Origin of the sequence: Pseudomonas sp. 20P_3.2_Bac5 (genome assembly GCF_025466035.1) — a bacterium.
Taxonomy (GTDB): Bacteria; Pseudomonadota; Gammaproteobacteria; order Pseudomonadales; family Pseudomonadaceae; genus Aquipseudomonas.
The window spans coordinates 172,388-183,822 of record NZ_JANLOA010000061.1 but is presented as its reverse complement, the minus strand read 5'-3'; the positions used below and the strand labels follow the sequence as shown (position 1 = coordinate 183,822).

At 53.7% G+C, this 11,435-nt stretch carries 8 protein-coding genes and 3 pseudogenes; 8 read left to right on the top strand and 3 right to left on the bottom strand.

From position 1 onward, the window contains the following. Window positions 1–159 precede the first annotated feature (159 nt). The 6 genes and pseudogenes from NTD88_RS10555 (at window position 160) to NTD88_RS10530 (ending at window position 5,398) form a co-directional block, all read left to right on the top strand. Window positions 160–1,455, top strand: a complete 1,296-nt coding sequence (locus NTD88_RS10555; RefSeq protein ID WP_262154959.1) for a hypothetical protein — start codon at window positions 160–162, stop codon at window positions 1,453–1,455. Window positions 1,456–1,735: 280 nt separating this feature from the next. Continuing rightward, window positions 1,736–1,867 carry a GIY-YIG nuclease family protein gene (locus NTD88_RS10550; RefSeq protein ID WP_262154958.1) on the top strand — a complete coding sequence of 44 codons (132 nt, stop codon included), beginning with the start codon at window positions 1,736–1,738 and terminating at the stop codon, window positions 1,865–1,867. A gap of 462 nt (window positions 1,868–2,329) precedes the next feature. Then, a pseudogene (locus tag NTD88_RS10545) lies at window positions 2,330–3,085 on the top strand (IS630 family transposase); the annotation flags it as partial. 16 nt (window positions 3,086–3,101) lie between these two features. Then, window positions 3,102–3,434: pseudogene (locus tag NTD88_RS10540) on the top strand (transposase); the annotation flags it as partial. Between the two features lie 399 nt (window positions 3,435–3,833). After that, window positions 3,834–4,709, top strand: coding sequence for a hypothetical protein (locus NTD88_RS10535; RefSeq protein ID WP_262154957.1), 876 nt, complete (start codon window positions 3,834–3,836; stop codon window positions 4,707–4,709). A gap of 317 nt (window positions 4,710–5,026) precedes the next feature. Beyond that, on the top strand, window positions 5,027–5,398 hold the full coding sequence (locus NTD88_RS10530) for an ATP-binding protein (protein WP_262154956.1): 372 nt from the start codon (window positions 5,027–5,029) through the stop codon (window positions 5,396–5,398). 132 nt (window positions 5,399–5,530) lie between these two features. Here NTD88_RS10530 and NTD88_RS10525 read toward each other — a convergent pair whose 3' ends face one another. After that, entirely contained in the window at window positions 5,531–7,468 is a 1,938-nt protein-coding gene (locus tag NTD88_RS10525; RefSeq protein ID WP_262154955.1) for a hypothetical protein, read from the bottom strand. After that, window positions 7,461–9,164 (bottom strand): phospholipase D family protein, encoded by a 1,704-nt coding sequence (locus tag NTD88_RS10520; protein WP_262154954.1) that lies wholly within the window; start codon window positions 9,162–9,164, stop codon window positions 7,461–7,463. Before NTD88_RS10520 ends, NTD88_RS10525 begins: the two co-directional genes overlap by 8 nt. Before the next feature lie 164 nt (window positions 9,165–9,328). Here NTD88_RS10520 and NTD88_RS10515 point away from each other — a divergent pair, with 164 nt between their 5' ends. Next, on the top strand, window positions 9,329–9,574 hold the full coding sequence (locus NTD88_RS10515) for a hypothetical protein (protein WP_262154953.1): 246 nt from the start codon (window positions 9,329–9,331) through the stop codon (window positions 9,572–9,574). Window positions 9,575–9,614: 40 nt separating this feature from the next. Next, window positions 9,615–9,857 (top strand): annotated as a pseudogene (locus NTD88_RS10510) (spermidine/putrescine ABC transporter substrate-binding protein PotF); the annotation flags it as partial. A 228-nt stretch (window positions 9,858–10,085) separates the two neighbouring features. Here the strand turns inward: NTD88_RS10510 and NTD88_RS10505 are convergent. Beyond that, complete coding sequence (locus NTD88_RS10505; RefSeq protein ID WP_262154952.1) at window positions 10,086–11,354, bottom strand: tyrosine-type recombinase/integrase; 1,269 nt, start codon at window positions 11,352–11,354, stop codon at window positions 10,086–10,088. Window positions 11,355–11,435 lie beyond the last annotated feature (81 nt).

The window sequence follows — 11,435 nt, the reverse complement described above, 5'->3', positions numbered from 1 at the left end:
AGCTGTTTTCATGATCGCGCCTACGCATTATTGGGCCTTCATTATGGCCGGCATCAGGCTGGGAATTTAGGCTGCTGCCCCCGTAGCGGCGCGAGGCGGAGGGGGAACCTGACGAGTGACAACGCATACCTCGAGCGGACCGTCACCCAGACTCTCTGTATGATCCACACAGCCATGCGAGATAGTGCGGAAAGGGTTTGGGATGGACATCCTTATGGACACAGTGTCGAGTTGATCGTTGCTCATTTCGCGCTGCACAAGGCTCGGAATGCAGTTATTCAAAAAAATTCTTGGGAAATGGAGGGCAGCATCGTGACGGCATTCCAGTGGCTGGTGAAAGATTCCCCAATTGATTCGCCTTGGCTACGCGGCACGAAGATTTTTGGTGTAAATAAGCCCGTCATGTTGATCGATCAGTTCGGCGGTAAACAACCTTACCTAATTAACCAACAGTACCGGGAAGAAGGCGAGTTGAGTTATCCGGCCTGTGCCAGGGTCGTGGTCGATTCCAATTTGTTGGACGGCATCGCAGCGCTGATGTCTGGTGCTGAGATAGATGATGGCATGCGAGGTTTTATTGAGTTTGTCTCGCGCGAAGGCTGGGATATCAACGCGGGCTTCTTTTTGATCGAGCAGTATGCAAAATCAACGCGCGCAAATTTCATACTTCATGCCACACGGCGCTTACGGTTGCTTTATCGGTTCCTAGCCATGGACACCGGTTATTTTCTGGCGACAGGTAACGTCCGCCTGCTCCCGGCCGCCGTCGCGCATTATCTTGCGAAGGAGGGCGTAGATTCCCTTGATGAGATTGCCGAGCGGCATGTGCATTCATTTATCGCAACCCACACCCAGCGTAAGGCTCTGGAGACAGTTGAAGTCACCGAGATAGCATTGCTGAAGATGGTTCTGTTACGGGAATTTGAAATGCGAGGCGCCTCGGCAGCAGACCAGTATATTGCTTATCAGCGGTTTATCAGCTCCACGGTAAATGTCTCGCTTGCGCGGGAAAGCCAGTTGGCTTTGCATTACTTCAGCGGGCAAGCAGGCTCTCTGCTCGGAATCAAGGAGAACACCTCACGTAAAAAGGCGCTCAGAAATATTTCCGCTACCGCGTGGGACTTGTTGCTGCTGAGAACGCCAGAACTGCTATTGAAGCCACCAGTGAATGGTGGCCATGTCGAAGTCGCCTTTGTCGCGACACATGAACTGAAGCTGGCCGAGCTGGCGCAACTCATGGCAATACACACATTGTTTCCTGGCACCACGCCCATCGTTCAATACGATATGACGAAGGTACCAGATGAGATCATCGACACCATTCTCAATGAGTTTGACGGGCAGATGGTGAGCCCGATTTTTCGGCAGGGACCACCGAGCATCCCGACAGGACTGCGTGATGCGCTAAGTAATTCGCTTTTGCAGCGGTTGCCGCCGATGGGAGCGTTTGAGTAGGAAATTTGCAGGATGACCATCCTGTAGCGAAACGAAATGTCCATCCCGCATACCGTGTCGCGGATGTTGCGATGCCTGGCCAATGTTCAGTGTTCGCATGCTACTGATTCTGACCAAGAGGGAACATTAATGAACGGCAACTATCGATTCAAAGCTGCTCTTCGCGAAATGCGATTGAGCTAAGCGATGCGATATATCGATGCCGTTGCGCCGTTTGGTGAATGGCAACATCAGCGACTCGTGCATATATTACGGACTCGACATTGGTATGGATCTCACCATGGACTGGAAACTGGAGCTTGCCGCTCGCGAACTGTATGTCTTGGAACTGGCAAACGGGAAGTTTTATGTGGGGCAGGCAAAGGATTCAAATCGTCGCATCAAAAAGCATTTCAGTGGCACGGGATCTTAATGGACACGCCTTCATCCACCTGTCCGCGAAGTGCGCCGGGTCGACTTGGGAGAGGTTGATTACAGGGCCGGCGAGTTGGCAGAGAACGAAGCAGTTCTCGCGCTAATGCGCATCCATGGGTATCAGAATGTTCGAGGTGGCTTCTTTACTAATCTGAGCCATGAACTCACCGCCAAGGCCCTGATCAGTCATGGTCACCATTACGTGGTAGGTGCTCTGCCTGGCGTCGAGGCCTTTAACAGTGTCGTCTCCGCGATGGCCCCAGGACAACCACCCTGCGACGTTGTCGGCCATACTGAGTTGGACAATAGCGGAGAGTACTCGCTATTCGTGTTACTGCTAGAAGGGGACCGGTACTTTGTAGGCTACAGCAGCAACCCGGTCGCACGCATTCGTCGTCACTTTGCGGGCAAAGGTTCGAAATGGACCGCGATGTATAAGCCTGTTGAGGTTTTAAGCGTCCGATCGACGGGCATCTCTCCTGCCAGTGTGATGCGGATATGGCACGCTTTCGGGCTCAAACCTCATCTGGAAAAGACCTTCAAACTCTCGACCGACCCGCTGTTCGTGGATAAGGTCCACGACATCGTTGGGCTCTACCTAAATCCGCCCGACAAGGCTCTGGTGCTGTGTATAGACGAGAAAAGCCAGATTCAGGCGTTAAACCGCACCCAGCCAGGGTTGCCTCTGGCGCCGGGGAAACCCGTAACTCGCACTCACGATTACAAGCGGCACGGAACTACATCTCTATTCGCAGCGCTGGACATTGCCACGGGTGAAGTTATTGGGCGATTGAAGCGCCGCCATCGAAGCACAGAGTTTCTCGCTTTCCTCAAGGAGGTAGACGCCAACGTACCGGGCGACATCCCCGTTCATTTGGTGATGGACAACTATGCGACACACAAGACCGACAAGATAAAAGCTTGGCTTGCAGCACACCCGCGCTACCAGGTCCATTTCACACCGACCTCGGCATCTTGGTTGAATATGGTTGACCGCTTTTTCTCGACGTTGAGTGAGAAGTGGATCAAGCGCCAGGCGCACACCAGCGTGAAAGATCTGGAAGAGTCTATCGAGTACTACCTGACTACCCACAATGCCAACCCTCGACCCTTCCGCTGGTATCGAATCGCTGAATAACCAGGCCTTGCGTCCAAGGCCGAGGACATCTTGGCGAGTGTTGGCCGGGCGGCCGAGGTATTGAATAGAAAAATATGAGCGTTATTTCTGAAACACCACACTAGGCAAGGCGGTGCATTATTTGGCGAATAACTGGAGCCGACTGGAGCGCTATGTCGAAGCGGGTTATTTGCCCATCGACAACAACGCGGCCGAAAGAGCGATCAAGCCGTTTGTCATCGGACGCAAGGCCTGGTTATTCAGCGATACCGTCAACGGCGCCACTGCCAGCGCAAAGATCTACAGTCTGGTCGAGACCGCCAAGGTCAACGGCCAAGAGCCCTATACGTGGCTGCGCCACGTACTGGAGCGGTTGCCGCACGCCTCATCGGTCGAAGAGTACGAAGCGTTACTACCGTGGAACTGCTCGCCGCAGATGCCACGGTAGACCGTTGCCCCACCACGGGGTAGGTGGGGTTTATGGATCGCATACGAAATGGCAATAGTTCCTGTTGACCCCGAGTGTGTCAAAACTTTGTTAGCCGCTTCCACTTCGGAATGCTTTGCCCTGCTCAGCTCAGCTCGAAGATCAATTGCTCAGGCTCAGTATAAGTTTCTGAAATCCGACCTTTTTCAACAGATTCGGGAGGACGCGGACTTTGGGGGGATCGTTCGACCAGAAACGGGCTCATAGACGAAAAGCGCCTGAGCCATAGCAGGCGGTAGACACATTGCCGACAACTTCGTATCTTGAGGCAGGCTGGGTCGTTTTTTCGCCTTTGCCAGTGTTGTGCCTCAAACGGTCGGCACAGTTAGCTCAGGGGGTTATGCATGAGCAGGGAACGTCATGCGACAGAAGTGGTGGGAGCTTTGCGCCTGTTCTGTCGCCTACTTATTTGATAGGCTTATGTCTGAACTTCCTTCATTACCTGATAGCTGGAAAACGGAGCTCTCGCGGCTCGAAGCAGTCCTTTTGTGGACCGAGAACTTTCCCGAAGACTACGACTTCCCAATGCCTGTGATGGTATCCCACGCAGCCGAATATGCAAACGATGAGCAGAAGCTTAGAAATTACGCTCAGCAGGTCATTGCTGCCAGGCTGATGCATTTCACGTTTGTCACTAGCTACAAGGTGAACCACTTTCTCAGGATGTATTTGGATGGATTCTCCTCAAAAAATTTCTATTCAATGCTGTTCGCGGCAAGAAGCATGGTTGAGATTTTTGCCGTGGTCTTTGACCTATTTGATCATATGAAGCAAAACCGTGGCGATCACCCTGATAGGTATTTTGATCGAGTGATCTCTATAGACAAGGCGCTCATTAACGCAACAAGCGGGAACCGTCTGGATTTTGTGAAAGATGTGATTGCCTCGGCCACGCCATCCAAGCTCAGAGAGTTTAGCGAAGACGACATGCTGACAATTCAGGCCAAAAATATCATGACAAGGATTGATCGCTCGTCGAAGAAAAGTTCATACACCGAATGCCGTAGTGACTACGATCGTCTAAGCGAGTACATCCATCCCAATATTGGCCAGAATTCAGTGCTCTGCTGGCCAAGCCCAAAAAATGAGAAGTGGGTTAGAATCTCGCGCTCATCGGAATATTCGGTGGCTTCAGCCTTTCGCGCCTCAATTCTCCCTACCCAAAAGGCGGCGGAAGCAATAATGCGTGAAGTAACGAGTATGGAATTCCCCTTCGGCACACCAGTGGTTGCTTAACGTATGGCTAGTGTTGGCCGAAAGTAGTCAGTCAGCTAGGGCGATTATCGACCCGAAGCTGGTGTCCGCCAACCCAATAGTTGCGATGCAATGGTCGATCACAGTCGGCTGATTTCTGAAATTCGCAGAGGCCACTCGTTGCGCGGAACGTTTCAATGGAGGCGTCATTGCGTCTGGAAGAGCGCTTTCAGTTGTGGGCGCCGAGCTGCATTATCTTCGCAATTGACTACGCTGCCTTAACGTCTACAGTGATGGCCTAACGATTTCACGGTAGGGATATCATGTAGATCGAGCGCGTTGAAATACGAAATTTCAGGTTGCTTCAGGACGTTAGCCTCGGTCTTGAAGACGGCACCACGTTGATTGTGGGACGCAACAACTGCGGCAAAACCTCTATCGCGGAGGTTTTCCGCCGTCTGCTTTCGGACAGAACACCTTCGTTCAGACTGGAGGACTTTTCTTTAGGCAGCCATGAGCAGTTTTGGGCAGCATTCAATGCGTTGCAAAACAGCACCTCCCGCGCCGACGTTTCTACGATGCTTCCAGTTGTCCTGGCTCCCTGGACATTTCCTACGACATCAATGCGCCAGATCTCGGACCTCTCAGCGAGTGTATCGTTGACCTCGATCCGAATTGTTCCTGTGCACGCATCATCGTCAACGTCTAGGCCTTCTGCAAACATTGATTGAGTCTTTGGACAGCCTACGCCTCTTCTCGCGTCGCATCTCTCCCGGTATATCGGCTTAGATCCATAAAAAGCGGCGTCCATTTTGTAGCATATTGCGGCGCCGCTTTACGCAGACTGGCCAGGCCCGGGGACCTCAAGAAACTCGTCGATGGCGTCTTTTGTGCCAGTAACTGCGCAGATGAGCTGGTAGCTGGCGTGACTCAAATTGCAGGCTCCACGCGAGGTACGCGGTGATGCGATCCTCCCATTCTTTTTGCAGGCTGTCGTCCTCGGTAATTTCGCGCAGATCTAGCCCTGCTGTGCCAAGTGCTGTGATAGCCAAGGTAAGTAAGCGATTATCTGCGCCCAGGCGCTCGATGTAAGCCAGCAGGGCGCTTGACTGATCATCCCCCTTGAGCTTCTGGATCCTTGGATAACACCGAAATAGGTCTTCGATCACAGTTGCCCAGGTGTCAAAAGGATCGGAGCAGACATGGGCGTGGAAGGCGGCCTCCAAGACCGCCGACCACAGCTCGATCATCTGTGCCGCAAGAGCCGGCGGGGCGTCCGGACTCGTGCCCGTTCGGATCATGGCGATGCCCACTCCCGCAAGGAACAGGCTTGGGACACCGAGATCCCTGATGGGTTGTCCCAGCCGATCACGTCTGAGCATCGGCGCGAAACGGTTGAATGCAACTCGCCATCTGTCGGTTACAGACTCCTCGTCGCTTAGATAGAGATCTGCGACCAACGTATGCTGCCAACTATATTTGTACTGGGTTGAGGAACCGAACTGGCTGCGGGCCGCAACCAGAAGGCTCTCGAACGCCTCGCGTAAGTTCGCTGCGATGGGCAACTTTTTGTGCAGTATTAATGCAATGAAGAAGTGAAAGTAGGCGCGCTCGTCTTCCTTGTCCGCTAGCGTGATCAGTTTGAGATCCTGAAGCCCAATTTTCAGTGGCTCTACCGGAGGCAGGATTAGCGTTGCCGCTGGAAACTCATTGTTTGCCAATTGAACAATGCATTCATCGATGAGCGTATCCACATATCTGGAGGCCCAGACCCGGTGAATCGGCCTCAGCAGGTGTACCAGCCAGTTCACGCAAAGGTAATCACCGTCGGGGCGTGCGAGCAGCACCGACAGAATTGAACGAACCTTGATTCTGATTTCGTCCAGATCTGCCATAGGCTCTGCGCTTCCCGGTGGATTGCCAAGCTCTTGCAAATATCGTAAGGCAACTTCAAGCAGTAGAGGTGCCATCACGTTTCGGTTCCAGTTGCCTTCATTACTTTGGACGTTTGGGGCACTTTCCAACAGTGTAAGCAGATGGTCGAAATCGTAACGAATGTCATATGTGTAGAGCATGTCAGACGCAATCGTCGGGAAGGTGAGCTTTTCAGCCATTTGAAGAAAGCGCTTTGCATCGGCACGGCGGGCAGGCATGAGCAGAGAGAGCACTTCGGGACCTAGATAACTCATTCCCCAGGCATGTGAATGCCAGAGCTCGCAAATGTCTGTTTGTTGCTGCCAATCCTTGAGCACGTCCATTCGATGTTGATGGCGGAAGTGGTCCGGATCTTCATGCAGCTCATTCTCATAGGCGATGACAGACTCCAATGCATGCCACAGTGGATGATCCGTCGATGCGAGAGCGTCCTGGGTCGCTTCGGTGAAGCCGATGGTGATTAGGTAATCGTATTTGGCAAGCAATGCCACTGGCACGATATCGGTACTGAACTGAGCGCGTGTAAGTAGTGCGTCGCCTAGAGCAAGGCCGATGATTAGGGCTTCGCCACGCTCTGCGTCATTGTTTCTCAGAGCCTGCAACACGGTGTAAATCGCATGCTTCGACTGTTCTGGCAGGTCTAGATTATCGAGTGCTTGTCGGTGCAGCAGGCTGTGATCACGGAGCTTCTCAGGAATGTCTTCGGTGTCGCCATTGAGGTTAGCGAGAAACTGGCCCAGTAGTCCGGCAATGGCGTCTCGTGCGAAGGGGACCCAGGGCTGTTCGCAGAGTGCGCGTGCCACTTCATCCTCTTGGATACATCGATTGACGTAATAGTCAGTTTCAGCGATGCGTGGATCAATCATGGCATTTTCTCCGCTTCGACGTATCCGTTGTTTGGCTGGCAGGCGCTAAAGCAGACGGTTCGGTTCTCGAAGAAGGACCGGGCATACCAAGCGATCCACGTTTGAGCTTGCGGGCCCAACGGAGCAGTTTGACGAACTTTGAGCACGGTGCAGATTCGCGCGTCGCCAGGCGATGCTGCACCCAATCATTTAGGGTTTTGGTCCGATCCGGGTCATGCAGAACCTGGCTGATCTTGTCGATCACCGGCTCAGGTGCGGGAAGCTTGATCATCATGCCGGCACGTTCGCCGAGCGAGTTTAGCGAGTTTCCGGTGAACCAGACATCTTCGTCGATTACCAGAAACCTGTCATGCACCGTTGGCATAGCACCCGTCATCACGCGCACTTTGATGTGCTTCATGTGATCTTGGGATGTGTTTAGCAACATGGCCTCTCCGGCCTCCTTGTCCTTGTAGTGTTCGTCAGCCTTGGCCATTGCGGTGCTTGCGCCAGTGAGGATCGTCACTGCGGTGTTCAAATAGGCCGTGGCAGCGGCGAAACTGAAAAGCCCCGCCGTCGCAAAGTATGGATCGATGATCCATACACGATGTTTGGCCTCGCCGATCAACTGGCGGACGAAGCTTGTGGCCTCTTCTTGGTTGCGATGCAGCCATTTTTGCCCTAGGCCTTCGGCTGCCGATGTTCTCTGACGGTCATACTGTCCTTTGCGCAGCCTGGCGGGGATGCCGTTAGCGCCAGCAGGTTTGCCCATCACACGCTCCGAAACCCGCTCTCGGATCGCAACGTTGAACGAGAGGCCATCCTTGCCGGGGATTTGAATCGCTTTTTGAGTACCGATGACCTCCAGACCGAAATTCATCTGTCTGCAGTAGCTGCGTTCTTTTTTCCAAACCAGCACGCCCCGTACCGGGCAACGAATGAACAGCTCGAATTTCTCAGCTGTCCCTGTATGAGGTATTTCTAAGTACGAGCCCTCGGCAGTGACAGTTTGTATGGCGCTTATTCCCGTAGGCCGATGCTCCAGCATCATTACTTGAAGACCTGTGGCCGACTGGTTATGTCTTGGTGACAGTCGCAGTACGGTTCTTTCCGCGCCATGCTCATCGACATGGAGTCTGATCTGCAGGTCACGCAAGACGGGATTCGGCAAAAGAAGATGTACCGAGCCGAATTGTTCTGGATGACGCAGGAAATCGATACCCAGTTCGCTGCAGAGCCACGAGACTGCTGCCGGCTCGGTGTCGCAGAGCTGAGATATTATGGTCGGGCAGTGACGAGGCATCAGGTGGTGCACGCGGAGTACTCCTTCCACGTCACTGACCGCGACGAAGTCTTCCGTGGTCACTAGGTGTGGCCAGGCCGGTTCGGCGAATAGCCTCTCGTGCAGCAGTTGGTAACGTTGCTCATCGCCCATCAGCAATTGCACTTCACCAGTGAGGCAGTTGTGATACCAGTCCTGGGCTTGCTTGGCCGTCACGACATAGCGACGGCGCACCAATCGGCTGCCGCTCTTCAATTTTTTGACCGAGCAGCTGGTCGACGGTTCTTCGGCTGGAGCACCAAGCTCGGCGGGAAGTAATTGTGCAGTGGCAAATACTAAGTGACAGAGCTTATTATGAAACAGACATACCACATCGACAACGGCACTTTGATAATCATTGTCGAGTATGGTCGGATTTGAGTTAGTGATTGACATTTGGTCCTTGCCTCCTTGATGGATCCAATGCGTGGTGTGGCACAATGATGCGTATATGCCATCGGTGGGGTAGAAGCAAGCTCAGAAAGGCAAGCCGCAGCAAGGGTCTGTCACCAGAATGTTCTAGCCTTATGCTCTTCAATGATGGAATGGAGCAATTGACCATGGAGACGATGAGCAAAAGTGAGCTCGAAGCTGTTCTTTCGAACCGTCTGCCTCAGTGCGCCATCGCTTGCTCGATAAATGTGGACAGCACTTTATCTATTGAGGTGACCAGCCCGGAAAAGCATCAATTCGCTATCGCTAACGTCGACCGACGTCAATATCGTGGAGAGGCGGGGACGAGCCGGCTTGTGCGCGAGATTCTGAAGGAGATGGTTATGTCACGTCAGTCGTCGAATTTGACCTAACGCTGTGCCTTGGCCTAGGTTCTCTACGGCTTGCCTGTTGGCCGGTTACGCGTTTCTGAACTACCTGCTGGAACCCAACGTCATGGCTGACATCAGCAACCACGTGCACTATGCCAGCGGCAACGCTGCCGCTGAAGGCATGGTTGACAAGGCCATTCTCAACGACCCGATGGTGTACCCGCCTGAAAGCGTGATGAAGAAACTCTTCGTGCTGGAAGCGATGCCGCTAGAGACCGACCGGCTGCGCACACGTATCTGGAGTCGGGTTAAAAACGGGCAATAGAGCTAATCGCCGGTCATGCGGGCAATCGGGTCATCGGCGGCAGGTCCGCGGTGTGAAAGCATGCCCCACACTGGCAGCATGACCGCTTGATGTACTCTAGAAATAAGTCCAGGATTAAGTCTTTACCTGCTTCGGCAAGAAAACAAAACCCTTAGATTTCAATGAGTCGGACGCTAGATGCGAGTCTCGTTTCCAGCTCCAATCTACTGATTTGTATTCTCTGTATCGTCAATCTGTGGTTATTCGCGCAGCGTTTGGCCGCAACTGATCTAAATAGTCAGCCCATTGTTGAGCCGCTTCCCGGCGTTGTACCAGCAGTTGGGCGCGCGCGTATACAGCCCCTAGCGCCCCCGGCATGCGGTGGGATAACGACAGTTCGAGCACAATTGGATCAATACCCAAGTGCTCGTGGGCAATGGTTCTGTAGGTCGCGCGAAAGCCGTGGGCTGTGATGTCGTACTCTGGCCAGATGCGCTGAAAGGACTTGAGCATGGAGGTCGGATTTATGGGGCGTCCCGGATAGACTGGCGAGACGAACACCCAGCCTTTGCCTTCTTCATCCACCACGCGGGTTTTATGTAGCTCGCGTAACAGAACCAAAGCTTGCTCAGGCAACGGCACGATGTGTTTGCTCTTGTCCAGGTGCTTGGTCTTGCTCACCACATAACGCCAATCGGTACCCACCAAGTCGACATCTTCCCAGCGCATCTGCGCCAGTTCGCCAGGGCGGACCGGCAACATCACCAGCAGACGCATCGCGGTTGCAACGCTACCGTCGTTACAATCATCTAGGCGTAGAAGAAACCTGCCCAGGTCTGCTGGTCTTTCAAACGCCGGGTTACTGGTCACGACGTGGCGAATCTTCAGCTCCTCGATGTTACTGAGCGCCACGTTGCGCTCCACCCAGCCGCGACCTTCGGCAAAGCCCAGGATGGAACGGATGATAGTGCGTATGCGCCGGGCCATGGCCATGATGCGCTGGCGGCGCAGCTCCGTGATGATTGTGGTGATGTGCTCCAGTTTGATCTCGCTGATCGGTTTATTGCCGATAGCAGGCAAGATGTGGTTACTCAGCGCACCACTAAACCCCGCGATGGATTTGGTCACCAGTTCGGCAGACTTAAATGCTAGCCATTGCTTGGCGACATACTCGAAGGTGTGCTCTTCATTGAGCAACTGTGCCTCGATTTTGGCGGTCTTGGCCTTCAGCGGGGCGATGTGGTTGGCCACGTCGCGGCGTGCGCCGCGGGCAATGTCGCGCGCCTCTTTCAGACCGATGTAAGGGTACGCGCCGATCGAGAAGCGGTTCTCCTTGCCATGCAGCCGATACTTCAACCGCCAGAACTTGGACGGTGGTTTTCCGACCTTGCTTGACGCCCTGACCTCTAAGTAGAGCCCGGGGACTTCGCCGTCGGCGTGCTTGCCGGGCTCGGTCAGCGAGCGGATGAAGGCATCGCTGAGTTTTCGTCTGAAAGGGGAGGCGTTTTCTAGGGCCATCGGTGGGGGCACCGTTTTTGTAACAATCGAAATTTGCCCCCAATTATGCCCCCATGAGCTCTGGAAACCGGTGGGATTGGA

What these genes read in the sequence shown, in the direction of transcription:
- NTD88_RS10555 (WP_262154959.1), top strand. Translation starts at nt 160, where the DNA reads ATGATCCACACAGCCATGCGAGATAGTGCGGAAAGGGTTTGGGATGGA.
- NTD88_RS10550 (WP_262154958.1), top strand. Translation starts at nt 1,736, where the DNA reads ATGGACTGGAAACTGGAGCTTGCCGCTCGCGAACTGTATGTCTTGGAA.
- NTD88_RS10535 (WP_262154957.1), top strand. Translation starts at nt 3,834, where the DNA reads ATGCGACAGAAGTGGTGGGAGCTTTGCGCCTGTTCTGTCGCCTACTTA.
- NTD88_RS10525 (WP_262154955.1), bottom strand. Translation starts at nt 7,468, where the DNA reads ATGATTGATCCACGCATCGCTGAAACTGACTATTACGTCAATCGATGT.
- NTD88_RS10520 (WP_262154954.1), bottom strand. Translation starts at nt 9,164, where the DNA reads ATGTCAATCACTAACTCAAATCCGACCATACTCGACAATGATTATCAA.
- NTD88_RS10515 (WP_262154953.1), top strand. Translation starts at nt 9,329, where the DNA reads ATGGAGACGATGAGCAAAAGTGAGCTCGAAGCTGTTCTTTCGAACCGT.
- NTD88_RS10505 (WP_262154952.1), bottom strand. Translation starts at nt 11,354, where the DNA reads ATGGCCCTAGAAAACGCCTCCCCTTTCAGACGAAAACTCAGCGATGCC.